Source organism: Pseudaestuariivita rosea (genome assembly GCF_017592335.1).
In the GTDB taxonomy this organism is placed as follows: Bacteria; Pseudomonadota; Alphaproteobacteria; order Rhodobacterales; family Rhodobacteraceae; genus Parasulfitobacter; species Parasulfitobacter rosea.
In genome coordinates, this window is record NZ_JACNMP010000033.1 from 1 (window position 1) to 25,069 (window position 25,069).

Annotated in this window: 25 protein-coding genes; 15 read left to right on the top strand and 10 right to left on the bottom strand. The window is 50.9% G+C overall.

Going from position 1 to position 25,069, the window contains the following annotated elements; all coding sequences use genetic code 11:
• Nucleotides 1-284 precede the first annotated feature (284 nt).
• Together rpsO and pnp are read left to right on the top strand one after the other, a co-directional pair.
• On the top strand, nt 285-554 hold the full coding sequence (gene rpsO / locus H7848_RS16375) for a 30S ribosomal protein S15 (RefSeq protein ID WP_208353628.1): 270 nt from the start codon (nt 285-287) through the stop codon (nt 552-554).
• A gap of 148 nt (nt 555-702) precedes the next feature.
• On the top strand, nt 703-2,838 hold the full coding sequence (gene pnp / locus H7848_RS16380) for a polyribonucleotide nucleotidyltransferase (RefSeq protein ID WP_208353630.1): 2,136 nt from the start codon (nt 703-705) through the stop codon (nt 2,836-2,838).
• 46 nt (nt 2,839-2,884) lie between these two features.
• On the opposite strand, the gene rfbA is transcribed toward pnp, so the two are convergent.
• Genes rfbA through rfbC form a run of 4 tightly spaced genes read right to left on the bottom strand, consistent with a single transcriptional unit; the run spans nt 2,885 to nt 6,199 of the window.
• Nucleotides 2,885-3,757: a glucose-1-phosphate thymidylyltransferase RfbA gene (rfbA, locus tag H7848_RS16385; RefSeq protein ID WP_208353632.1), complete on the bottom strand. Its 873-nt coding sequence runs from the start codon at nt 3,755-3,757 to the stop codon at nt 2,885-2,887.
• A complete protein-coding gene (gene rfbD, locus H7848_RS16390; RefSeq protein WP_208353635.1) occupies nt 3,750-4,595 on the bottom strand; it encodes a dTDP-4-dehydrorhamnose reductase in 846 nt (281 codons plus the stop codon). The genes rfbA and rfbD overlap by 8 nt, the downstream gene beginning before the upstream one ends.
• Nucleotides 4,592-5,632, bottom strand: a complete 1,041-nt coding sequence (rfbB, locus tag H7848_RS16395; protein WP_208353637.1) for a dTDP-glucose 4,6-dehydratase — start codon at nt 5,630-5,632, stop codon at nt 4,592-4,594. The genes rfbD and rfbB overlap by 4 nt, the downstream gene beginning before the upstream one ends.
• 3 nt (nt 5,633-5,635) lie before the next feature.
• Entirely contained in the window at nt 5,636-6,199 is a 564-nt protein-coding gene (gene rfbC / locus H7848_RS16400; protein ID WP_208353640.1) for a dTDP-4-dehydrorhamnose 3,5-epimerase, read from the bottom strand.
• 126 nt (nt 6,200-6,325) lie between these two features.
• Here rfbC and H7848_RS16405 point away from each other — a divergent pair, with 126 nt between their 5' ends.
• The 9 genes from H7848_RS16405 (at nt 6,326) to H7848_RS16445 (ending at nt 14,143) form a co-directional block, all read left to right on the top strand.
• Nucleotides 6,326-7,162, top strand: a complete 837-nt coding sequence (locus H7848_RS16405) for an NAD-dependent epimerase/dehydratase family protein (RefSeq protein WP_208353643.1) — start codon at nt 6,326-6,328, stop codon at nt 7,160-7,162.
• A complete protein-coding gene (locus H7848_RS16410; RefSeq protein ID WP_208353711.1) occupies nt 7,159-7,770 on the top strand; it encodes a sugar transferase in 612 nt (203 codons plus the stop codon). The genes H7848_RS16405 and H7848_RS16410 overlap by 4 nt, the downstream gene beginning before the upstream one ends.
• 88 nt (nt 7,771-7,858) lie before the next feature.
• Nucleotides 7,859-8,878 carry a LacI family DNA-binding transcriptional regulator gene (locus H7848_RS16415; protein ID WP_208353646.1) on the top strand — a complete coding sequence of 340 codons (1,020 nt, stop codon included), beginning with the start codon at nt 7,859-7,861 and terminating at the stop codon, nt 8,876-8,878.
• Nucleotides 8,879-8,880: 2 nt separating this feature from the next.
• Nucleotides 8,881-9,609 (top strand): glycosyltransferase family 2 protein, encoded by a 729-nt coding sequence (locus H7848_RS16420; protein WP_208353649.1) that lies wholly within the window; start codon nt 8,881-8,883, stop codon nt 9,607-9,609.
• Nucleotides 9,602-9,904, top strand: coding sequence for a lipid-A-disaccharide synthase N-terminal domain-containing protein (locus H7848_RS16425; protein WP_208353651.1), 303 nt, complete (start codon nt 9,602-9,604; stop codon nt 9,902-9,904). Before H7848_RS16420 ends, H7848_RS16425 begins: the two co-directional genes overlap by 8 nt.
• A complete protein-coding gene (locus H7848_RS16430) occupies nt 9,897-11,348 on the top strand; it encodes an ArnT family glycosyltransferase (RefSeq protein ID WP_208353653.1) in 1,452 nt (483 codons plus the stop codon). Before H7848_RS16425 ends, H7848_RS16430 begins: the two co-directional genes overlap by 8 nt.
• Nucleotides 11,349-11,461: 113 nt before the next feature.
• Nucleotides 11,462-12,253, top strand: a complete 792-nt coding sequence (locus H7848_RS16435) for a UDP-2,3-diacylglucosamine diphosphatase (protein ID WP_272874420.1) — start codon at nt 11,462-11,464, stop codon at nt 12,251-12,253.
• 10 nt (nt 12,254-12,263) lie between these two features.
• A complete protein-coding gene (locus H7848_RS16440; RefSeq protein ID WP_208353656.1) occupies nt 12,264-13,487 on the top strand; it encodes a BtaA family protein in 1,224 nt (407 codons plus the stop codon).
• Between the two features lie 2 nt (nt 13,488-13,489).
• On the top strand, nt 13,490-14,143 hold the full coding sequence (locus H7848_RS16445) for a class I SAM-dependent methyltransferase (RefSeq protein ID WP_336512139.1): 654 nt from the start codon (nt 13,490-13,492) through the stop codon (nt 14,141-14,143).
• On the opposite strand, the gene H7848_RS16450 is transcribed toward H7848_RS16445, so the two are convergent.
• The gene (locus H7848_RS16450) at nt 14,140-15,042 is read right to left on the bottom strand and encodes a glycosyltransferase (protein ID WP_208353659.1); all 903 of its coding nucleotides are present in this window, start codon (nt 15,040-15,042) and stop codon (nt 14,140-14,142) included. The two genes, H7848_RS16445 and H7848_RS16450, sit on opposite strands and share 4 nt — an antisense overlap.
• A gap of 155 nt (nt 15,043-15,197) precedes the next feature.
• Between H7848_RS16450 and H7848_RS16455 the strand changes: the two genes are divergently transcribed.
• Complete coding sequence (locus H7848_RS16455) at nt 15,198-16,997, top strand: hypothetical protein (protein ID WP_208353661.1); 1,800 nt, start codon at nt 15,198-15,200, stop codon at nt 16,995-16,997.
• A 1-nt stretch (nt 16,998) separates the two neighbouring features.
• Entirely contained in the window at nt 16,999-17,367 is a 369-nt protein-coding gene (locus tag H7848_RS16460; RefSeq protein WP_208353663.1) for a DMT family transporter, read from the top strand.
• Nucleotides 17,368-17,397: 30 nt separating this feature from the next.
• Here the strand turns inward: H7848_RS16460 and H7848_RS16465 are convergent, their stop codons facing one another.
• From H7848_RS16465 to mutM, 3 genes are all read right to left on the bottom strand, one after another.
• Nucleotides 17,398-18,690 carry an O-acetylhomoserine aminocarboxypropyltransferase/cysteine synthase family protein gene (locus H7848_RS16465; RefSeq protein ID WP_208353665.1) on the bottom strand — a complete coding sequence of 431 codons (1,293 nt, stop codon included), beginning with the start codon at nt 18,688-18,690 and terminating at the stop codon, nt 17,398-17,400.
• 54 nt (nt 18,691-18,744) lie between these two features.
• Nucleotides 18,745-19,521: an enoyl-CoA hydratase-related protein gene (locus tag H7848_RS16470; RefSeq protein WP_208353668.1), complete on the bottom strand. Its 777-nt coding sequence runs from the start codon at nt 19,519-19,521 to the stop codon at nt 18,745-18,747.
• 63 nt (nt 19,522-19,584) lie between these two features.
• On the bottom strand, nt 19,585-20,436 hold the full coding sequence (mutM, locus tag H7848_RS16475) for a bifunctional DNA-formamidopyrimidine glycosylase/DNA-(apurinic or apyrimidinic site) lyase (RefSeq protein ID WP_208353670.1): 852 nt from the start codon (nt 20,434-20,436) through the stop codon (nt 19,585-19,587).
• A gap of 84 nt (nt 20,437-20,520) precedes the next feature.
• Here mutM and ubiE point away from each other — a divergent pair, with 84 nt between their 5' ends.
• Nucleotides 20,521-21,273 carry a bifunctional demethylmenaquinone methyltransferase/2-methoxy-6-polyprenyl-1,4-benzoquinol methylase UbiE gene (gene ubiE, locus H7848_RS16480; RefSeq protein ID WP_208353672.1) on the top strand — a complete coding sequence of 251 codons (753 nt, stop codon included), beginning with the start codon at nt 20,521-20,523 and terminating at the stop codon, nt 21,271-21,273.
• The gene (gene ubiB / locus H7848_RS16485; protein ID WP_208353675.1) at nt 21,274-22,806 is read left to right on the top strand and encodes a 2-polyprenylphenol 6-hydroxylase; all 1,533 of its coding nucleotides are present in this window, start codon (nt 21,274-21,276) and stop codon (nt 22,804-22,806) included. It begins immediately after the preceding gene.
• 6 nt (nt 22,807-22,812) lie between these two features.
• Here the strand turns inward: ubiB and H7848_RS16490 are convergent, their stop codons facing one another.
• Nucleotides 22,813-23,469 carry a flagellar hook capping FlgD N-terminal domain-containing protein gene (locus tag H7848_RS16490; protein ID WP_208353677.1) on the bottom strand — a complete coding sequence of 219 codons (657 nt, stop codon included), beginning with the start codon at nt 23,467-23,469 and terminating at the stop codon, nt 22,813-22,815.
• A 9-nt stretch (nt 23,470-23,478) separates the two neighbouring features.
• A complete protein-coding gene (locus H7848_RS16495) occupies nt 23,479-24,957 on the bottom strand; it encodes a flagellar hook-length control protein FliK (RefSeq protein ID WP_208353680.1) in 1,479 nt (492 codons plus the stop codon).
• Between the last annotated feature and the right edge of the window lie 112 nt (nt 24,958-25,069).

Consider the following 25,069-nt stretch of genomic DNA (forward strand, 5'->3'; position numbering starts at 1 on the left):
CGAGACGCCGCCGAACGCACGATAGAGGCAACATGGCGCAGGATCGGTAAGCTGCTCGACCGCTTCACCCCGCAGGAATGTGCGAATTACCTTGTCAACTCAGGATACGCTTCAACCTGATCTCATCTTGCTCTAGACGCGACGTTTCGCCATTACCCCTTTTCTTTTTGTCGGAATCCTCTTATACGCGCGCATCCGCTGCATTTGCAGTTGGTTTTCTCCAAGGGCTTTGCTGGACGACATCCCGGCTTGTGCCATCAACCTTCAATGTAAAGGAGACCCCGATGTCGATTACTGCTGACGAAAAAGCGCGTGTTATGAAAGAATTCGCAACCAAAGACGGCGACACAGGATCGCCGGAGGTGCAGGTTGCGATTTTGTCATCACGCATTGCTACTTTGACAGAACACTTCAAAACCCACAAAAAAGACAATCATTCGCGTCGTGGATTGCTGAAACTTGTGGCGCAACGCCGCAAGCTTCTGGATTATGTAAAAGGCAAAGACGAGGTACGCTATCAGGAACTGATACAACGCCTGGGCCTACGCCGCTGAATAACCAAAACCGCGCCGCTTCGGCGCGGTTTTCTTATCCGCAAATGCATCACACCGGGCCCGATCTGATGCATTGGAAAACAATCAGGGCCAGGGGCATCCGGCCTCTACGCAACGGTTCTCTAGGGAACCACATATGGGAAATATGATGTTTAACGTTACGACGAAATCGATACAGTGGGGGGACGAGACCCTCACATTGGAAACGGGCAAGGTGGCCCGTCAGGCTGATGGAACTGTGATCGCCACTTTGGGTGAAACCAGTGTCATGGCCAATGTCACATACGCAAAGGAACAAAAACCTGGACAGGACTTCTTTCCCCTGACCGTTCACTATCAGGAAAAATACTATGCCGCTGGTAAAGTTCCAGGCGGCTTTTTCAAACGCGAAGCACGCCCAAGCGAAAAAGAAACGCTGACTGCACGCCTAATCGATCGCCCAATTCGGCCACTATTCGTGGATGGGTTCAAAAACGAAGTCTTGGTCATGTGTACAGTATTGTCGCATGACCTGGTCAACGATGCTGATATCGTTGCTATGATCGCGGCATCTGCTGCATTAACGATATCCGGCGTACCATTCAGGGGCCCGATTGCCGGTGCGCGTGTTGGCTTTGTCGATGGTGACTATGTTCTGAATCCGTCAGTCGACGATATGGACATGCTACGGAACAACCCCGATCAACGGCTTGACCTGATTGTTGCTGGCACAAAAGACGCAGTTATGATGGTCGAGTCTGAGGCATATGAACTGACCGAAGACGAAATGCTTGGCGCCGTGACATTTGCCCATCAGCAAATTCAGCCCGTTATTGATCTGATCGTCAGCCTGGCCGAAGAAACAGCAAAAGAGCCGTTCGATTTCACACCGCCCGATTATTCTGAAATAGCTGACCGCGTTAAAACACTGGGCGAGACCCAGATGCGGGAAGCATTTGCAATCCAGGACAAACAAGCTCGAAGTGCCGCCATCGAAGCTGCAATCGATGCGGTCAAGGATCAGCTGACCGAAGAAGAGCTGGAAGACACAAATCTGTGGCCCGCCTTCAAGAAACTGGAAGCGGATATTCTGCGGGGCGATATCATAAAAACCGGAACACGCATCGATGGACGCGACACGAAAACCGTTCGCCCCATCGTCAGTGAAACCGGACTGTTGCCGCGCACCCATGGATCTGCACTTTTTACGCGCGGTGAAACTCAGGCTTTGGCCGTAACAACCCTGGGCACCGGTGACGACGAACAGATCATCGACGCGCTGCACGGCACATCGCGCAGCAACTTCCTGCTGCATTACAACTTCCCACCTTATTCTGTGGGTGAGGTGGGCCGCGTTGGTTCACCTGGACGTCGTGAAATCGGTCACGGCAAACTGGCATGGCGCGCATTGCAAGCTGTTTTGCCCGCTGCAACCGACTTTCCTTATACCATTCGAGTTGTGTCCGAGATCACTGAATCGAACGGATCCTCTTCCATGGCATCCGTCTGTGGCGGGTCTTTGTCGATGATGGATGCGGGCGTGCCGCTGAAAGCACCCGTCGCCGGGGTCGCAATGGGATTGATCCTTGAACAAGACGGCTCATATGCGATCCTGACCGATATTCTGGGGGATGAAGATCACCTGGGCGACATGGATTTCAAAGTTGCAGGGACAGAAAAAGGTATCACATCGCTGCAGATGGACATCAAAGTCGCTGGCATCACACCTGAAATCATGGCCGAAGCATTGTCCCAGGCTCGCGACGGCAGGCTGCATATCTTGGGTGAAATGGGCAAGGCCTTGTCTGAAGCGAGTGACTTTTCGGTACACGCCCCGCGCATCGAAACCATGACCGTACCAACCGATAAAATCCGTGAGGTCATCGGATCGGGTGGTAAAGTCATTCGAGAGATTGTCGAAACCAGCGGCGCCAAAGTCGACATCAATGATGATGGCGTGATCAAGATTGCGTCTCCGGATGGTGAGTCGATCAAAAAGGCCTACGACATGATCTATTCAATCGTCGCCGAGCCTGAAGAAGGTCAAGTTTACAACGGCAAGGTCGTCAAAATTGTCGACTTCGGGGCCTTTGTGAACTTTTTCGGTAAACGCGACGGTCTGGTCCACGTCAGCCAGATTGCAAATCGCCGACTGAACCACCCATCCGATGTTCTCAAGGAAGGTCAGGAAGTTAAAGTCAAATTGCTTGGCTTTGATGATCGCGGCAAGGTGCGTTTGTCGATGAAGGTCGTCGATCAGGAAACCGGTGCGGAAATCACACCGGAAGAAGCATCAGAAGACTGAGACTGACAAAAAGCGGCTGCGTTTTTGGCGCAGCCGCAATAACACACTAACTTACAAGTTGTCTTAGATAGGCCGCATATGCGTTTTGACCCAGTTTATCGGCGATCGCATGTACATCTTTTTCTGATATCCAGCCCTTGTTAAACGCGATTTCTTCGGGGCATCCGGTCTGCATTCCCTGTCGTGTCTGTAAAGTGCGCACAAAATTGGCAGCATCAAGCAGTGAGGCATGCGTGCCTGTGTCAAGCCAAGCAAATCCGCGCCCCATAACCTCAACATTCAAAGCGTTTTCTTGATGATACAGCTTAAGCAGATCGGTTATCTCAAGCTCACCTCTTTTTGAGGGTTCGACCATACGCGCATACTGTGGCGCATATTGATCAAGAAAATAAAGCCCCGTCATCGCATAGTTCGACTTTGGCCGGGCGGGCTTCTCAACGATTGATTTGACTTGCCCCGTATCTGTGATTTCGATCACGCCATAGCGTTCAGGGTCAGCGACATGATATCCGAACACGGTGGCGGCGTGATCACCGGTATCTGCTTTCTGCAGCAATTCAGGCAGCCCATGTCCAAAAAAGATATTGTCGCCCAGAACCATGGCCGAAGGTGCGCCATCTAAAAACTGTTCAGCGATCAGATAAGCCTGGGCCAAACCATCGGGTGAAGGTTGAACCAGATATGTCAGTTCCAGCCCCCAGTTTCGACCATCACCCAAAAGTTTCTGGAACTGCGATTGATCGTGGGGTGTTGTGATAATGGCGATCTTCCGGATACCGGCCAGCATCAAAACGCTGAGCGGATAGTAAATCATCGGCTTATCATAAATTGGCATCAGCTGTTTTGATACAGCCAAGGTGATCGGGTAAAGTCGGGTACCTGACCCGCCCGCAAGAATGATCCCTTTTCGTTCAGCCATCCAATGCCCCGTTTCTGATTTGCCATATGATGTCAGGCAAAAATTCCCGCCAATCCGGTCGTGTTATCTGAAAATCCTGCATTAGACTTCCGCAGTCCAGCCGTGCGTTTTTCGGCCTGTCGACAAGCGCTGGATATTGCTCTGAGCCAATTTCCAAAACATGGCAATCAACGTTGGCATGCCGGAAAACTTCTTTTGCGAAATCGGCCCAGCTGACATACGGATGGCCCGAGAAATGATAAACCCCAGCGCTTTCAATTCTGTCAATCATACCGAGACAGGCCTGACCAATCGTCCCGGCCGGTGTCGGGCCGCCAATTTGATCAGCAACCACTGATACCTCTTTTTTCGAAGCACCAAGCCGCAGCATGGTCTTGACGAAATTCGTCCCAACTGCCGAAAAAATCCAGGATGTGCGCAAGATGATGTATCGCGCACCCGCTGCCTGAACGTTTTGTTCGCCTTGCAACTTTGTGCGGCCATAAGTGTTGATCGGATTAGGCTGATCAGTCGGCTTGAACTGAGTGCAGCCAGCACCATCAAAAACATAGTCGGTCGAAAGATGTATAAAGGGAATATCCAACCCGGCGCAGATCTGAGCCATAACACCGGGCGCAGTGCCGTTAATCAGCATCGCAAGGTCTGGCTGATCCTCTGCTTGATCGACGGCAGTGTAAGCCGCCGCGTTTATCACAGCCTGTGGCTTTGTAGTTTGAATGATTTTGGCACAGTCTTCGGGATTTGTAAGATCTGCGTCATTGCGCCCAAGGCATAAAGTGCGTGGATCTTGATCAAGTGCACTAGCGACCTGCCCGGTTTTACCAAAAACGAGGATCACTTGAATAACCCCAACCTTTCGCCAACGCCTGACCTTTCCAGCAGTGGTCGCCACCACGCTTCGTTGTTTAGGTACCACTCAACGGTTTGCGCGATGCCTTCTGAAAGCGTCGTCTTCGTTTGCCATCCAAGATCATGCATAATTTTTGTTGGATCAATAGAATAACGCAAATCGTGCCCTGGCCGATCTGCGACAAACTGGATCTGTTCGGCATATGACCTCGGACTGGGGCATCTACGATCAAGAGTATGACAGATCATATGTACCAGATCGATATTGCTAACCTCGGCCTCGCCGCCGATGTTATAGGTTTCGCCGATATCTGCATTCTTCAGCACATGCAGCAAAGCATCTGCGTGATCATCGACATGCAACCAGTCGCGCCTATTTTTCCCGTCACCGTAAACCGGAATGGGTTTTCCAGCCAGCGCGTTCAGAACAACCACCGGAATAAGCTTTTCAGGGAACTGGTAAGGCCCGTAGTTATTCGAACAGTTTGTGATCAGTACAGGCAAACCATAGGTTTTACCCCAAGCGCGCACCAAGTGATCAGATGCCGCTTTTGAGGCAGCATAAGGACTATTAGGCGCATAACCTGTTTCTTCGGTGAACCGGCCCGTTTCATCAAGGCTGCCGTAAACTTCATCGGTCGAGATATGGTGAAACCGAAAGCCGTCTGGTTTTCCACAGTCGCGCCAATACTGACGCGATACTTCCAAAAGATTATATGTGCCGTTGATATTTGTTTTGATAAACGCATCAGGCCCGTCAATCGAACGATCAACATGAGTTTCAGCGGCCAGATGCATGACGGCATCGGGTTTATGGGTCTTGAATACCTGACACAACGATTCAAAGTCGCGGATGTCTGTCTTTTCAAAGACGTAATTCTGATGATCACGGACGGGTGCCAGGTTTTCAAGACAAGCCGCATAGGTCAAAGCATCCACATTGACGACCTGATACCCTTTGGTAATCGCCAGGCGAACCACCGCAGAACCAATAAAACCAGCGCCCCCTGTCACCAAAAGCTTCATGAACTAACCTGCATCAAAAAAAGGGCTGTCCACTTTGGAAAGTCGCGGCGCGGCGCGATCTTTATCAGACAGAACGACGTCGGCAACGTCGATCCCCCAGTTAACTCCGATATCAGGGTCGGCGAAATGGATGGCCCCATCGCAGTCCGGTGCATAGGTATCGGAACATTTGTACACAACAACGCTATTCGGTTCACGTGTGATAAAGCCATGCAAAAAGCCCTTGGGCACGAACAGTTGTTTCCCGTTTTCCTCTGACAGCTCAACACCTACCCACTTTCCAAATGTTGCCGAGCCCTTTCGAAAATCGACCGCAACATCAAAGATACGACCCCAGACAACACGCACCAGTTTGTCTTGTGCATGGGGCGGCGATTGATAGTGAAGTCCGCGAACAGTGCCGGCTTGACGGCTTACGGATTGATTATCCTGAACAAATTCGATGTCGATCCCATTCTGTGCAAGCGTTCTTTTGCTATAGGTTTCGCTGAAATACCCCCGATGGTCACCAAAGCGTTTCGGTGTCAGAATAAGGACGCCCGCCAGTTCGGTTTCTTGGATATCCATTGGATTATCGGTCCGCAATGTCTTTAGACACTTCTATCGCATAAAAGCTTTTGAACTTACTAAACATTTGCGCAACTTTATCGAAGCATAAATTTGCGGATATCACCGCCATAGGCAGGTAAACGGATGAGACAAAAAACCGTTGTATTTGGTGCATCTGGCCGCTTAGGGCGTATGCTGCAAAAGGCGTGGCGGGGAAAAAAAGGAATAATCTGGCAATCACGTCATGCTATCGCGCATGAAAATGCACTGCAGGCAGATTTTTGTGATCCGACGGATGCGCTTTTGCACGCTGCATCGTCTGCCGGCGCAATACTGAACTTGGCGGGCCTGACACGCGGTACGCATGAAGATCTCCAACTGAATACCAAGCTGGCAATCAAAGCGCTGCAATTCGCGAAACAGAACAGCATCCCCCGCGTTATTCTGATGTCATCGGCTGCAGTATATGGCGCGACCAGAGAGCCGGCAGACGAGACCGCGATGCTGCACCCGCTTTCGGATTATGCCAAAGCCAAGATTGAAATGGAGCAGGCAGTAAACGCTTGGTGTGCCGATAATCCAGGTATCGATGTTATAGTGTTGCGGCTTGGGAATGTTGCGGGGTCAGACAGCCTGCCGCTGAGCAGCGATACGCCGATTTCTCTGGACCGCTTCCCGTCAGGCAAAGGACCATTGCGCAGCTACATTGGGCCGATGACCTTGGCAGAAGTGTTGAAAAAGCTGTGTGCTACGAAATACTCCAATCAACAGCCATTAACCCTGAATATCGCCGCCCCACAGCCCGTCTATATGCAGGATTTACTGAATGCAGCGGATCAGGATTGGCATTTCACAGAAGCGCCAGAAACAGCAGTTGAAGCAGTTGTGCTATCAACCCAAAAGCTACAAAGCATGATAAAGCTGCCCGGAACGACCTCACAACCCGAGGTCATTGTGGATGAATGGCGGGCACAGCAATGACGCCGCAGAAACGACTGTTCGATCTTTTCATCAGTGCTGCAGCACTGGTGTTTTTTGCACCCTTGTTGATCGCAGTTATCATCTGGATTGTACTTACGGATGGCGCGCCGGTTTTCTATGGCTCTGAACGGATGAAAACGCCGAAAAAATCCTTCAGGCTTTGGAAATTCCGCACTATGACGCTTGTTGATAATGATGCAGGGGTGTCGGGCGGTGACAAAGCGGATAGGATCACAAAAAGCGGCCGTCTGTTGCGAAAATACCGACTGGATGAACTGCCTCAGCTTTGGAACGTTCTGATGGGTGATATCAGCCTGGTTGGCCCTCGCCCGCCCTTGGCACAGTATGTCGAACAATTTCCTGCGCTCTATTTAAAAGTATTGCAATCCAGACCAGGGATTACGGGACTGGCGACCTTGGTCTTTCACAAAAGAGAAGAGAAATTATTGCGCGTCGCCAAAACAGCGGCCGAGACCGACAAGATCTATGCCCGACGTTGCGTGCCCGTCAAAGCACGGCTTGATTTGATTTATGGGCAACATCAATCGCTTTGCTTCGACGTCCTTTTGCTGTGGCGGACTGTTACAAAACTATTGCAAAGGCGCTGAGATACATCATGCCCCTTGGACAAGCTTGCATATAGTGGGTAACAAGAGGAAAAGATTGGCAACTTAACGTATCAGATCAGTGACCTCAATGTCTTCAAAAAGACCCCTGACACTACGCGACGTATCCGAAGCATCTGGTGTCAGCGAAATGACTGTCAGCCGTGTTCTGCGCGGTCGGGGTGATGTCAGCGAAGGCACGCGGGACAAGGTTTTGGCCGTCGCGAAACAACTTGGCTATGTCCCAAACAAAATTGCAGGTGCGTTGGCATCACAGCGTGTCAACCTGATTGCTGTTATTATTCCGTCACTATCAAATATGGTTTTTCCTGAGGTGATGACCGGTATTTCGGATATTCTGGACGATACACCATTGCAGCCAGTTGTCGGTGTTACGAACTATCTACCCGGTCGGGAAGAAACTGTTTTATACGAAATGCTGTCCTGGCGCCCCTCTGGTGTGATCATCGCCGGTGTTGAACATTCTGATGCGACACGTGCGATGCTGCAAGCCTCGGGCATTCCTATAGTTGAGATTATGGACGTCGATGGTACGCCGGTGGACAGCATGGTCGGTATCTCGCACCGGCGCGCTGGCCGGATGATGGCCCATGCCATCGCGGCCGAAGGTTACAAACGGATCGGCTTCATGGGCACCAAGATGCCGCTGGATCATCGTGCCAGAAAACGTTTTGAGGGCTTTACCGAGGCTTTGGCCAAAGAAGGCATCGAAGTTGCCGACCAGGAGTTTTATCAGGGCGGATCTGCGCTGGCCAAAGGGCGCGAGATGACCGAGGCCATGTTGAAACGCACCCCCGATCTGGATTTTCTTTATTATTCCAACGATATGATCGGCGCCGGTGGGCTGCTGTATCTGCTGGAAAAAGGTATCAACATTCCATCCGAAATCGGTTTGGCCGGTTTCAATGGCGTAGAATTGCTGCAAGGTTTGCCGCGACAACTTGCAACGATGGACGCGTGTCGTATCGAAATCGGTCGCAAAGCGGCCGAGATCATTGCAAGGCGTTGTTCGGATGACGACGACGGCGCGCCTGAAATGATTGAGCTGTCACCAAAGATTTCATTTGGTGACACACTGAAACGAGGTTGAAGGTGCCCGCTGTTTCCATAGTGATCCCGATGAAAAATGAGTCGGGCAATGTCGAATCTGTCATGGCAGAGATTTCCGAACACTGCGGTGACGTCGATTACGAAGTTATCGTGATTGATGACGCATCCACCGATGACACTGCAGCGGTCATCCAGCGTCTGAAAACAAAACATCCTCAGATAAGGTTGCTGCAGAACCAAAAATCCGGTGGGCAAAGCGCAGCTGTTCACAGCGGTGTCCTTGCTGCAAAGGGATCAGTTATATGCACCTTGGACGGTGATGGCCAAAACCCACCCTCTGAGATCCCAAAGCTTTATCAACCCCTTCTGACAGATGAAACGGGTCAGCTTGGACTGGTCGCGGGTCAGCGCATTGATCGTCAGGATACGGCCTCGAAACGATGGGCCTCGCGTATGGCAAATTCCTTGCGATCTCACATCCTGCATGACGGCACACGAGATACGGGATGTGGGCTGAAAGGCTTTCGACGCGATGCTTTTCTTGATCTGCCCTATTTCGATCACATGCATAGATATCTGCCCGCCCTATTTAAAAGCCATGGATGGCAGATTGCCCTGGTTGACGTAAGCCACCGCGAACGGGGTGCTGGTCGGTCAAACTATTCCAATATTCAACGTGCCTTTGTTGGTTTTTTCGATCTTATGGGGGTGGCCTGGTTGATCCGGCGCCGCAAGAAGGCAAGACCGACCGAGGTATCTTTGGATGGATAACGTCTTTGCCTGGCTGAATGTCCAAAGCTGGCTTGAGTTCTGGTGGGTTGTGTTTGGTATCAGCGGTCAATTGCTGTTTACGGGACGGTTTCTGGTGCAGTGGATTGCGTCTGAACGCGCCAAACGATCTGTTATTCCCCTGGCATTCTGGTATTTTTCGATCGTCGGTGGTGCCATTTTGTTGACCTACGCAATATATCGTAAAGACCCTGTATTCATTTTCGGGCAAAGTATGGGACTGTTTATTTATGTTCGGAACCTGTGGTTGATCTACGCGGAAAAACGTCGTGCTTGAGACAAGCTGGCTGCGCCCTGCCCTGTGGTGGTTGTTTCTGATCACCGCGGCCCGTGTCATCAGTCTGCATTTTGCGACAGCAGATATTTTTGTGGATGAAGCGCAATACTGGTTTTGGGGTCAGGATCTGGCCTTTGGATACTACTCAAAACCACCCATGATTGGATGGGTTATTCGTTTGTCCGTTGAATTGGGCGGCAGTGATGCCCCTTTTTGGATCAGATTGCCGGGACCACTATTGCACGCGGTGACTGCACTGATCTTAGGCGCCATCACTGCGCGTTACATTGGGTATCGCGCGGCAATTGTGACCTGTCTGGGTTATGCAACATTGCCGATGGTGGCGCTGGGATCATTTCTGATTTCGACGGACACCGTGATGTTTCCGTTTTTGGCAGGCGCCCTGTATTGCTATCTGCGCAGCTTCGATGAGGTTGACACCAAACGGTGGCTGGTCGGTGCTGGCGTTCTTCTGGGGCTTGCTTTTCTTTCAAAATATGCAGCGCTTTATTTCGTTTTGATGGCTTCTATTGCCGCGTTTTTCTTCCAGACCTATCGACCATCTGCCCGCAAAGCCGGTATTATCCTGGGCTACTTTCTTCTGACGATTTCACCGAATATCGTTTGGAATCTGGTGAACGGGTTTTCAACGCTTCAGCATACGTTGGATAACGCCGACTGGGTCCGGGACCCGGGAACACGGGTCGGTCTGAACGCTGGCGGTTTATTTGAATTCCTCTTGTCACAGTTCATGGTCTTTGGACCCGTTCTTTTTGTGGCACTGCTTATCTTGTCATGGCGGGCCCTTCGCGGTGGATTGACACTGTTCCAGGTCTTCTTGCTGCTGTTTTCAGTTCCAATAATTTTGATCGTCTGCATTCAGGCCTTTTTGTCCGAAGCATACGCCAATTGGGCGGCAGCGGCCTATCTGGCAGGTAGTGCAGCAGTCCTTCCCTTTTTGCTGGATCGACTGGGCTGGCTAAAGGCGTCCTTCATCGTAAATGGGTCATTTTGCATTCTAATACCCATACTGGCCATTTTTGCTGGGTCTTTGCGATTTGGTGGCGACCGACTGATCATGGCCCGTTACGCTGGCCTGGATGAGCTAAGCGAACAAATCTTTCGCGTGGCCGAAGCCAATGATCAAACGGTCATAGTCGCACATAATCGCGATATTCTGGCCGATCTTTTTTACACTGGTCGCGATAACCCCTATCAGATTTTCGCAGCACCATATGAAGGACGACCGCCGCATCACTATGCGATGAACCACTCATTCAATGCTTCGCCTGACACCTTATCTGCGCTTTATATTGTTCAACAAGGCGATCCGATCCCATGTGATAATGAACAAGTCTCTGCGATTGAGATGGATTTTGGCAATTATCGCGGCAAAACTTACACCGTGCATCTGATACCGGCTGACTGCTGGGAACAGCGTTAAATCAGTCCCACAATCATTTTGTCATAAAAACGATATCTGAAACCGTTATCGCGTCCAAAACAACTGACGAGTGTCATTTGGACAAAGCCGTAAAACATGTAAGAACTCTGTTTTTGTCAGACATTCACCTTGGAACCCGTGGGTGTCAGGCGCAACTGTTGTTGAATTTCTTAGCCGAATATGACGCTGATACCATCTTTCTGGTCGGCGATATCTTTGATGGCTGGCGGCTGCGGCGCGGGTGGCATTGGCCGCAACTGCACAATGACGTTGTGCAGATGCTGCTGAACAAGGCGCACAACGGCGCCTCGATCACTCTGATCCCCGGCAACCACGATGAGGTTATGCGCAACTATCTTGGAACCCATTTTGGCGGGGTCGAGGTTGCGCGAGATGCAGTTTATGTGACCGCTGCTGGCAAACGGCTTTTGGTGACCCATGGCGATCAATTCGACGTGGTTGTGATGAATGCCAAGTGGCTGGCCCATGTCGGCGACCGTGCATACAACACGATCTTATGGCTGAACACCTGGCTTAACCGGGCAAAACGGCTTTGGGGCGGTCAGTATTGGTCGCTGTCAAACTGGGCCAAGCGTCAGGTCAAACAGGCCGTGAATTTCATTGGCGAATATGAAAATGTCCTGATCGCCGAAGCAAAACGCGGCGGGTATGACGGTATTGTTTGCGGCCATATCCACCAGGCAGCGCTGAAACAGATGGGCGATGTTCTTTACGTCAACACCGGCGACTGGGTCGAAAGCTGCACAGCTGTCATCGAAGACACCGATGGCACACTGCATTTGATCGATTGGGCACAAATCAGTCGACGCAGGAAGATGCGGGCACTGGTTGCGGCACAAAAGCAAAGCAAGACAGCGAAACGAAAACTGGAACCTTTTGTTTAAAGGAACAGAAATGCAGGTTAAACAAACGATAGATACTCAGCTCAGCGAAGCGGTCCATCAAAATACAGCATTGACCAAGGCGGGTCTGTCCGAGCGGATGTTTTCGCAGCTGTTCAAAGGTTTGGTCTATCCGCAAATCTGGGAAGACCCCGAAGTTGATATGCAAGCGCTGCAAATCTCGGATGACTGCAATCTTGTTTGCATTGCGTCTGGCGGCTGCAACTTGATGTCTTATTTGACAGCATCACCCCATTCAATCACCGCCGTTGATTTGTCGCCCGCGCATGTTGCTTTGAACCGACTGAAACTGACCGCGGCACGTGTTTTAGAGTATGACGATTTCTATCAGTTTTTCGGCCATGCAGATCGTCAGACAAATGTCGCAATCTTTGATCAGAAGATTGCACCGGAACTGGACACAAGCAGCCTAAGCTATTGGATGGGTCGGCGTGGATTGGCGGGACGCCGTATCGATCTGTTTGCGCGCGGTTTTTACAGATATGGTGTCTTGGGCCGCTTTATTGGTCTGGCACATTTTGTTGCAAAACTGGGCCGTGTCGATTTCAAACCGTTTCTGCGGTGCCAAAACCTGGAAGAGCAAAAAGAGTTCTTCGAAACCAGGATTGCGCCCTTGTTTGATAAGAAGCTGGTTCAATTTCTGGCCCGTCGCAAAGCATCTTTGTTCGGCTTGGGCATTCCGCCACAGCAGTATGATAAGCTGGCCGCCGACGGCGGGGGCGATATAACTGTCGTGCTTAAAGAACGGGTGCGCAAATTGATGTGTGATTTTTCAGTATCAGAGAACTACTTTGCGTGGCAGGCGTTCAACCGGGCATACAACTCAACAGGCAATGGGCCAGTACCGCCATATCTGCAGTCCGATAACTTTGCCGCTCTTAAGGAAAATGCAGATCGTGCACAGATATATAACCGATCCTTGACCGATCTACTGACCGAACACCAAGCGCGCACTAGACACGGCTATGTTTTGCTGGACGCTCAGGACTGGATGACAGATGAACAATTGACTGCATTATGGGGCCAAATCACGCGCACGGCATCTGATGGCGCGCGGGTGATATTCCGAACAGGTGGAACAGACGACATTCTACCGGGCCGCGTTCCTGAAACGATCTTGTCGCAATGGTCACGTGATCCCGTTTCAGATGATCTGTTTGAACTAGACAGATCTGCGATATACGGCGGTTTTCACAAATACGTTTTCAGGGGATAGATGTGACGCAGTTGGACAGTCAAACCCATGGTCAGCTTATGGATGCGGTTTACTGCAAACAGCGCCATATCTACGATCTGACGCGGAAATACTATCTTTTGGGCCGTGATCATCTGATTGAACATCTGGATATCACTGATGACGCTGTCGTTCTTGAGGTCGCATGTGGAACCGGTCGAAATCTGATATCCATCGCGCAAAGATATCCGCAGGCACGTCTTTATGGCATTGATATCTCAAGCGAAATGCTGGTGTCTGCCAGAAGCGCGATTGCAAAAAACGGGCTTTCGCACCGGATTCAACTGGCTCAGGGCGATGCGTGCAATTTATCGCTGAAGCAGCTTTTTGATATCTCAGCTGCAGATCGAGTGGTTTTGTCCTATAGCCTGTCAATGATACCGGACTGGGAAGAAGCGCTTCGTCAGGCCATCAAGGTTCTTAGCCGTGATGGGCAGTTACATGTGGTCGATTTCGGCAATCAGGACAAACTGCCGGGGATTTTTCGCAGTATTTTACACAGCTGGCTGGCCCGTTTTCATGTCGCACCACGCCTAGATTTACAGCAGCAGATGACTGGTCTGGCACAGAAATCAGATCGCCAACTTTCATTCCAATCGCTATACCGGGATTACGCGCGCTATGGTATGATCGCTTAACTCGGAGTTTTACTCGGCGTTGCCAGATAGGCGAGCAATTTCTGCTCGATCCTGAAACGCGCCAGTGAATCCAGGATCAGACCGCAGACGAACATCATCAGCGACAATATCAGCATCCCCACACAAGCAACCCATCGCGGAATGAACGTCACCAGATCTGTCATGAAATATTCAATGATCACCGGCACGCCGAAGTAAAGGCTAAGCAGCAACGATAAACCACCCAAGATCGAGAAAAACTGCAGTGGTCTAACCTCTTTCATCAAAAGAAAAAATGCACGCAGAATTCGAAAGCCATCGCCAAAAGTGCTCAGCTTGCTTTCAGATCCATCGGGCCGTGTGGCATAGGAAACCTCGTGCTCGGCAACAGGTAGTTTCAAGGTCAACGCATGGACTGAAATCTCGGTCTCTGTTTCAAAACCTGCGGCAAGCGCCGGAAAGCTTTTGACAAACCTGCGCGAAAACACACGATAGCCCGAAAAGATGTCGGAAAATCCCGACGTAAACATCCAGCGGAACGTTGTATTGAAAATCCGGTTACCAAAGGCGTGGCCCTTGCGACCGGCATCCGCCGCAATGTTGGCGCGTCGACCAACGACCATCGCAAGCTTTTGTTCTTTCAGAAGGTCAATCAGGCGTGGGGCATCTTTGGGGTCATATGTTCCATCGCCATCTGCCATAACATAGATATCGGCTTCGATATCGCTGAACATCCGGCGGATGACATTGCCTTTCCCACGACGCGCCTCGTGGCAAACGATGGCCCCTGCCTCTTTTGCACGTTCAGCCGTTTTATCGCTGGATGCATTGTCGTAAACGTAGATATCCGCGTCGGGCAGCACTTGCTTGAAATCGCGAACCAACTGCCCAATCGTCAGTTCTTCGTTGTAGCAGGGCAACAATACTGCAACTCTGTGTGGCGTATGATCACTCAACGATAGACACTTTCATTTACTTTGCCGTTTTTGCGTTTAGAGATTGAACGCTTGCGCGTAAAGCTTGGCTAGGTCCAACCACAGAAATATGGCGCAATCGCGACCAAAAGGCATGTCTGATGAATAAGTCAATTGATGGTAGAATTATGATCGCGCTGCTGATCGCGATGTTCTTTTTTGCTTTGAAAGTCGTGCTGGAGGATATTTTTCAAGATAATGCCATTAACCGACTGCTGAATGATGATTTGATGCGGTTGGTGCAGGTACGCGATTGGCTCAATGGCAAAAGCTGGTTTGATGTCTCGCATGACCGTCTTGGCGTGGATGGCACAACACTGCACTGGTCACGATTGGTCGACATACCAATCGCCGGATTGATCTTGTTCTTCGGTGTTTTTCTTTCGCCCGAATATGCAGAACTGTCTGCAGTCGCAGCCTGGCCATTGATACTGACTTTCATAGCAATTGGATTGATTTCAAAAATCGGTCGGCTTTTAGGAGGATGGCAAACAGCTATCGCGGCTATTTATCTTGGTGCCATTTTAATCAATGCTGGTGGAAAGTTCGATACGGGTTCGCTTGATCACCATAACGTTCAGGTTGTTTTGTGCCTTGGATGTCTTGCGGCAGCTCTGTCCAGTCAGCAGTCGCTTCTTGTCGGTATCATAGGCGGCGTTTTGGCCGCACTCAGTCTAGTCGTAGGTCTGGAAGCCCTTCTCTATATTGCGATATTTTGCTTTGCAGCGGCGATCAGGTGGCTATGGTTTGACGCGGATCGCAAAATCACGACAATGGGTTTTTCTGGCGCATTCTGCCTGACGATGATCTTATCTTATGTCGTATTTCAGCCAACGGCCGGCAATAGCGGTTTTCGATGTGATGCATTGGACATAGAATTGCTCATACTGTCAGCAACAGGATCTTTTGGTCTGTTTTTGGTGACTGTTCTTTTTTCGAACCAGTCGCGCGCTGTAAGGACTCTATCCCTGATTGGGCTTGCGGCAGCAATACTTGTCGTTGCGCTATTTTATGCGCCTGCATGTCTATCAAACCCTTTGTCCCAGATTTACCCGGATGTGCAAGAACATTGGTTGGGTGAAATTGGTGAAGCGCAGCCATTTGTAAGCTGGCTGATTGACACGGGTAAATATAGCGAGATCGCATCCCTAATACTGCCATTAGTCGCAATTGTTATCTTAATAGTTACGATATTTAATCGTATTCAAGTTGAGATACACCTAATCTTACTCGCCCTTATATTAGCGTCATGGACCCTTTCCATGTATCAAATACGTGCCGGAGCTTTTACCAGCATGTTTATGGCACCAGTACTAGCCTTGCTATTGGCAAACAGCTACCAAATGTATCGGAAAAATAAATCCTTACGGTCTGGTTTAATATTTATTAGTTTGTTGGCAGGCTTGAATACTTCTTTTTGGGCTCAAGTCCTTTCAGGTTTGGATCGGGAACAAAATGAGATCCAAAATTCTGCTGCAGCTACATCTGAGGCCGATCTAGCCGATGTATACTGTTTTTGGTCCGACATCATTGCAAATCTGAATGAGATTGAACCTGGCTTGATCGTATCGGGCACTAATTTTGCACCTTATATTTTGTATGAAACAGATCATCGTGTTTTGGCATCAAACTTTCATCGCAATCAAGATGGGATTCAAACACTGATTGATATATCATGGGCGGATCATGAAACTGCTAGAGATATGTTGGTTGCGATAAATGCAAAATACGTGTTGTCGTGCATTGGCCGAGGCAACTCTTGGACAAAAGGTGAGTTTGCTGAAAAAGAAAATACCCTTTGGCACGCCATCAACACAGAAAACATACCTGACTTTCTTGAACCGATAGATGTTGGCACACCCCTTCTGAAGGTTTTCAAGATCGTTGAACAAGGAAGTTGATATGCTTAAGTCGCTTGCCTTACCCGTTTGGATTTGGATTGCCCTTGTAGGGACACCTTTCGCCATTTCCATTGGACAAGTCTTGTTCAAAATATCAAGCCGCAGCCTGACAAGCATGGATGCGGAAAACCTGTTTAAACTCGCGCTGAACCCGGTATTCATTGCTGCACTTGTGCTTTATGGTGGCGTAACCGTGGTCTGGGTTTTTGTGTTGCGGATGGTTCCGCTTTCGATAGCCTATACCTTTATGGCACTGACCTTTTGTATTGTGCCAATCTTATCGGTTTGGCTTCTTGGCGAAACGATCGGCATCAGGTTTATCATCGGCGGCACATTCATTTTGGCCGGTCTGCTAATCATTAATGTCTGAGTCAAACCGTGTGACTCAGACAATCAGCGATCAACCTGTTGCCTTCGACAAGGCCTGATCAAGATCAGCGATAAGATCATCTGCGTCCTCAATCCCGATTGATACGCGAACGACATTGGGTGATGCGCCCGCGGCTTTTTGCTGTTCCGGCGACAGTTGACGGTGCGTGGTTGAGGCCGAGTGGATGATCAGTGACCGTGTATCGCCAAGGTTGGCGACGTGGCTAAATAGCTCAAGCGCATCGACAAGCTTTACACACGCCTCATACCCACCTTTGACGGCAAATGTGAAAAGCGCCCCCGCCCCTTTCGGACAGATTTTTGCGATGCGATCGTAATAGGGCGAGGATGGCAAACCGGCGTAGGTGACGTACTCAACCCTTGGATCTGTTTCCAACCATGCCGCAACGCGCTGAGCATTTTCCACGTGGCGATCCATACGCAAGCTTAGCGTTTCAATGCCCATCAACGTATAGTGCGCGGCCTGAGGGTTCATCGTCATACCCAGATCGCGCAGACCAACGGCAATGCCATGAAAGGTAAAGGCCATAGGCCCAAAGGTTTCAGCAAAAACGAGGCCGTGATAGGCAGGTTCAGGTTTGCTAAGCGACGGAAATTTATCATTCGCCGCCCAATCGAATTTGCCAGAATCCACAACGACACCGCCTGTCACCGTACCATTGCCAGTCAGATACTTGGTTGTCGAATGCACAACCAATGTAGCCCCGTGTTCGATGGGGCGGCACAGATAGGGCGTGGCCGATGTGTTATCGACGATCAAGGGAATACCGGCGTCGTCGGATATCGCCGAGATCGCATCCAGGTCCGTTATATAGCCCCCAGGGTTTGCAATGGCTTCACAGAAAACAGCGCGCGTGTCATCATCAATAGCCGCCTTGACCGCATCAAGGTCATCGAAGTCGACAAACTTCGCGCTCCAACCAAAGCGTTTGATGGTCTGGGAAAACTGCGTCACAGTACCCCCATAAAGCCGGGTCGACGCAACAATGTTTTTGCCCGGCTGCATCAATGGAAACAGGGCCATGATCTGTGCGGCATGACCGGAAGAACAGCAGACCGCGCCGACGCCGCCTTCAAGCGTTGCGACACGTTCCTGAAGAACCGCAACTGTGGGATTGGTCAGCCGTGAATAGATGTATCCAACTTCCTGCAAGTTGAACAAGGCAGCGGCATGATCTGCGTCACGAAAGACAAAAGCCGTCGTCTGATAGATCGGCGTCTGACGGGCGCCGGTTGCGGGATCAGGGGCACTGCCTGCGTGAACTTGCAGGGTATCAAACCCCGGTTTTGGTGCGTCTGTCATCTATTCCTCCCACATTAGGACTATACGGCGGTGCGACGACGCCGATGTTATGCTTTACTTATCGCGAAACTGCGCTTCGCGTTTTGCTTGAAATGCTGCCATACCTTCGGCCTGATCCTCGGTTGCGAAAAGTGAATGAAACACACGACGCTCAAACAAAATACCGTCACGCACGCCGCTTTGTTCGGCAAAATGAACGGCCTCTTTCGCTGCCATAACCGCCACCTGAGATTTTTCGCTGATTTTGTGAGCGGCCGCGGTCGCCTCCTCTATCAGTTTCTTGGCGGGCACCACGCGGCTGACCAGACCAGATTGCAGCGCCTCTTGCGCATCCATAAAGCGGCCTGTCAGATGCATATCCATCGACTTGGCCCGTCCAATCAGATGGGTCAGTCGTTGTGTCCCGCCCATACCCGCAATAACGCCAAGGTTTATTTCGGGCTGGCCAAACTTTGCATTGTCGGCCGCAATGATGAAATCACACATCATCGCCAATTCGCACCCCCCACCCAGCGCATAACCTGCGACCGCAGCAATGATAGGCTTTCTTGTTTGAACAAATTGATCATGTTCGTTGGCAAGGAAGTTTCCACGAAACATCTCGACAAACGATTTATCGGCCATTTCCTTGATGTCGGCGCCCGCGGCAAACGCCTTTTCTGATCCAGTAATGACGATACAGCGCACCTTTTCGTTCAGGTCAGCCTCTTGCACCGCCGCGTTCAGTTCGCCTAACAGCTTGGAATTAAGGGCATTTAGCGCATCGGGTCTGTTTAAGGTGATTGTGGCAACATGTTCTGAAATATCGACGATGATCGTCTCGTAGGCCATGGTGTCGCTTTCAATTGGTCCTGTCAGATATCATTGCTTAGCAGTCTGGGGGCTGTGATCAAGTCATCTTTGACATTTTGGGCAGTAGAAAGACGACCGCCCGGATTGGACAATGCGTAGGATATCCCCATCGCAATTCGGCGTCGGACAGGGCGCGCCTTCGCGGTCATATACGCGGAATGCATGCTGAAAATATCCCAGCTGGCCATCGGCTTGCCTGTAATCCCGCAGCGATGACCCCCCGGCGGCAATGGCTTCTTGCAAGACGTCGCGGATAATCGGAACAAGTTTTGCAAGCCTGTTTTCCGAGATATTTGCAGCCTTTCTTTTGGGCGAGATACCCGCGCGATACAAAACCTCGCAGACGTAAATATTGCCCAGCCCCGATACGACGCGCTGATCCAAAAGCACGGATTTGATGGGCGATTTCCGGTCCTTGATCTTCGTGAACAGATATTCTTCATGAAATGCATTGCCAAGCGGTTCGGGCCCCAATGGCGCGATCAGCCAGTGATCATCAAGACGATCGGTATCGGCCAAATCCATGTGCCCAAATCTGCGGGCGTCGTTGAAGGTGATCCTGGCACCGTTTTCCAGATCAAAAACCACGTGATCATGCTTTGCCGGCGCTGGATGCGCGTGATGGAAATGTCCAACACCCTGTCCTGAAATCAGGATACGCCCCGACATACCCAAATGTATGATCAAGGTTTCACCACTGCTTAGATCCGCCAGAATATACTTGGACCGTCGGCGCAAGGCATTAACCTTAACCTGCGTCAGTCGCTTTGCCATATTTTCTGGCAAGGGCCAGCGCAGATCCGGCCTGTTGACCAAGGCCGATATGATGACCTGACCTTCCATCACCGGCAGCAATCCGCGACGAACCGTCTCGACCTCTGGTAATTCGGGCATCTTGTGCTTCCTTCTGCAGGGTGCGCATTGTATCGCCGCCGTGGCGCTCTATAAGGAGAGTGACAGTGAAGGACGCAAGACCCAATGAGTGAAGATACCAAAAAAACAACGCATTTCGGCTTTGAAACCGTACCCGAAGACGAAAAAGCGGAACGCGTTCAGGGTGTTTTCACCAACGTCGCGTCACGATATGATCTGATGAATGATGTCATGTCGGCAGGTATCCACCGTGTGTGGAAAGACGCGATGATGGACTGGCTGGCACCGCGGAAGGGGCAGCAATTGCTGGACGTTGCGGGCGGCACCGGCGACATTGCTTTTCGTTTTCTAAAACGTGCAGGACAGGCGCGGGCCACAGTCGTTGATCTGACAGAAAGCATGCTGAACGAAGGGCGCAAACGGGCCGAAGCTGCCAAGATGTCTGATCAATTGGACTGGCTGGTGGGCGACGCCATGGCCCTGCCCTTTGCGGATAACAGTTTCGATACATATACAATTTCATTCGGCATTCGAAACGTCACCAAGCCCGAAATTGCTTTACAGGAAGCTTATCGGGTTCTGAAACCCGGCGGGCGGATCATGGTGCTGGAATTCAGCCAGGTGCCAAACCCGATGCTTCGGCAAATCTATGATCTTTATTCGTTCAATATCATTCCACGAATGGGGAAAGTCATTGCCAATGACGCGGATAGTTATAGATATCTTATTGAATCGATAAGAAAATTTCCCGATCAGGACAAATTCTTGCAGATGTTCAATGACACTGGTTTTGAAAATACGAAATATCGGAACTTGACCATGGGCGTTGCAGCACTTCATTCCGGGTGGAAACTATAAGTGCGTGGCCCCCATAATATCTGGCGCCTGATCCGAACGGGCGCCACGTTGGAACGCACGGGCGCGATGAAAGTCGTTCTGGATGCCTTCGACGCGCCGCCCGGCTTGCGTGTCGTCGCGCGCATTCTAGGCTGGCCGTTCAAATGGCTGGGCGACAAGGGTGATCCCAACATGCCGCCCGCGACACGTGCGCTGACAGTCTTGGGCCCGGCCTATATCAAATTCGGGCAGGTTCTTTCGACCCGACCTGATGTTGTGGGCGACGAATTGGCGATCCAGCTAAAGGTGTTGCAGGATAAGCTTCCGCCCTTTTCAATGGCTCAGGCCCGAAAATCGATCGAAGATGAGCTTGGCTTTCCAGTGGATCAGCTGTTTTCCGAATTCAGCGAACCGGTCGCGGCCGCCTCAATCGCACAGGTTCACAAAGCCCGTTTGGCCAGCACCGGAGAGCTGGTCGCAGTTAAAGTTCTAAGACCTGGTATTGAACGGGCTTTTCGAAAAGACATCGATGCGTTTTATCTGGCCGCGACAATGGTCGGGCTGCTTTCGCCGGCCTCACGCAGGTTGCGCCCAACCGATGTGATTGCGCATTTCGAAGGCGTCGTTCTGGGCGAGCTTGACCTGCGATTGGAAAGCTCGGCCGCTGGTGAGTTCGCGGCAAATACGAAAAATGATGCAGGCTTCCAACTGCCCGCCGTCAAATGGGGCTTGTCCAGCAAACGCGTCATGACACTTGAATGGGCCGAGGGTGTTCCATCGGGGGATATTGCCGCAATTGACGCGGCCGGTCACGACCGGACAGAGCTTGGCAAGCGCGTCTTGCAGTTGTTCCTACGCCATGCGTTGCGCGATGGCTATTTTCATGCAGACATGCATCAGGGTAATCTAAAAATAGCGTCGAATGGCAACATCATTGCCTATGATTTCGGCATCATGGGCCGGATCGACGAATACACACGTCGCGTCTATGCCGAAATTCTTTTTGGGTTTATTCGCAAAGACTATCGCCGTGTTGCCGAGGTCCATTTTGAAGCGGGCTATGTTCCCCCTGATCGCGATATCGATGAATTCGCGCGCGCTTTGCGGGCCGTGGGCGAACCGATATTCGGCATGGACGCGTCACATATATCGATGGGCCGCGTGCTGAACTATCTTTTTGAAGTGACCGAACGGTTCGGGATGGAAACCCGCACAGAACTGATTTTGCTTCAGCGCACAATGGTCGTTGTCGAAGGCGTTGCCCGATCGCTTAATCCCCATCTGAATATGTGGGAAGTGGCCCAACCCATTGTCGAAGACTACATCAAAGAAAGTATTGGGCCCAAAGCGCTGATAAGGGATCTTGCCAAAACAGCCCGAGTGCTGGCGCGATTCGGGCCAAGACTGCCGCAGATTGCGGAAGAGATACTGATCAGGCAGGCTAAGCGCCCGCCTGAGCCAGAGTACTACTTCAAATGGTGGTGGCCCGCGTTCTGGATCAGCACCGGAGTTGCCATTTCGGCAGCTGTTTTTGGCCTGTATCAGCTTCTTTAGAACGGGTTACCCGCCCTGACGCAGCCCCGTGATATTTTCGGGCGTGACCCGCACATCACCTTCCAGCAACAGTGTTGTCGTTCCATTTTCGCCACGAACTTCAGTGATCGTGCCATATATCTCGGCCACATCGGTCGAAACGACTTCATCGTTCAATACACTTTCAATCTCAAATTGATAAAGCCCGCTTTCGAAGGTTCCACTATTGCCAACGCCCGACCATTCGAACGGATCGCTGGACACAGGGATCTCACGGCGCTGCACCTGATTGCCGTTTTCATCACGTACAACCAGAAAGGCCTGATTGGCAGCTGCAACCGGATTTGGCGAAATAGTGATCGGTTCACCGTCAAAGTAAGCAGGTGCTGCGACGCGGGCTTCCATACCGACCCAACCCGCCATGTCACCCATGTTCATGAAATTGAGCTGATTGGTCATGGCTTCCAGCAGCTCGTTCGTCGTAACCTGCTGTTCTACCTGCGAAAACGATGCCAGCTGAGCAACGTATTCAGTTGAATCAACGGGCTCTAACGGGTCCTGATTTTCGATCTGGCTGGTCAAAAGCGTCAGAAACGTTTCAAGATCGCCGCTTAACGCGTTCGAGGATGACGTGCTTGCGGTGGTGTTGTTCGAAAAAGTCTGGTTGTTTGTGTTGATTTCCATCGGATGTCCTTAAAGTCTCAGGTCAAGGCCTTCGGTTTTGATTGTTAGAATTTGGGTGTCCTCGATGTGTTCATGCCCATAATCTTCGGCTGTACCCTTATTTTGTGTGCCCTGATCGGAGCTAGCATTTTGACCCGAACCAAAGTCGAATGACACATCAGAATACCCAAGCCGCTCGAACTGCTGCCCAAGCGTTTCGATGTTGCGGCGCAAAAGTTCCAGGGTTTCGGGACGCTCTGCCTGAACAACCATCGTGATTGCGGTTTCATTTGCGTTCACAGTCATTCTGACGCGCCCCAGTTCCTCAGGGCTCAATTGCAGATCAATGACGTTGTCACGCGGATTGGCCTTTATCGCATCCGACATTTGCGCAGCGACATAACGGGGCAATTCAGCTTGCGCCACCTTTGCCTCGGCCCCCCTTGATCCGCTGGTCTGACTAAGTTCAGTTGTCGTGACGGATACAATCATGTCCTTTTTAGAACCTTCTGCCACGTCATTTTGTAGCAGCGGTTTTTGCTCTAGCTCGGCCATCGTCGGCTGTGCCTGCACGGTGGGCTGCGCAGGTTCGTTACTGGCAACGAACCGATCTGGTACCTTGCCTTTGCCCACGTCAGCTTTCCGTAGTTCTGTGACATCCGAAAACCTTGAATCACGGTCAGTGATCTTGGCATATCTATCTGCAAACTGAAAAGACTGCGGCTTGCCGGATGCTATTGGCATCGGTTCAGCCGTTTGTCTGGGCATCATCTGCGGCACAACTGAGTTATCTTTAAGGCCGGGCTGCAGGGGAATTGCAGAAGCGGGATCACCGTCAAGCGCAAGCCCGCCAGAACCAATCGTCGTTTCAACAGCGTTTGTGGACGGCGGCAAGACACGCACAGCTTCCACAACGGGTTTCGGATCGGTTGCAGGAGCCAAATCAACTTGCTTGGTGATCCCGATGTTCTCGGTTGGTTTTGCCTCAAACTTAGCATCTGTTGGCGGGAAAAAGCCCTGGTCACTGACAGGCCTGATCGCATTGACGTCAATGGACTGTTGAGTTTGAACGATATTGTTCGTCATCAATATCGGCGAATTCTCGACTTTAGCCTCGAGAGACACTTTTTCGACCGGATTATACTCTTGCATAACCACATCAAACGGCTGCGGATCAGTCTTCTTCGAATCAGCGACCGGTAGCTGAAACTGCACATCTGTGTCGTCAGAAGTGGGCTTTTGGTCAAATGTCTTCTCGATCTGATCAGCTGGCACTTGGGGTGCGGCCTCATCGGCTTCAACCTCGATCGTATCGGCGTCAGACCGAACCAACGCATTTTCTTCTTGCGGAATTTCTATTTTAGAATCAATAGCTTCTTTGCTGGCCAGCTTCTTCAGAACATCCTGGAACTGCAAACTGTCACCAGCAGTCAAAGACGGCTCAATCGACTGACCATCGCCGCTAAGCAAGCCAAGCTGGGGGGTATTGGTCGTGATAAAAGTGAACATATTGCCGTCCCGGAGTTCTTCCTGAGTATTTCGTGAATATGGCGCACGGTGGTTACCAGATATTTACCGCCACGGTGCCATCATCCGAAAAATACGAACAATTGAGGGAATA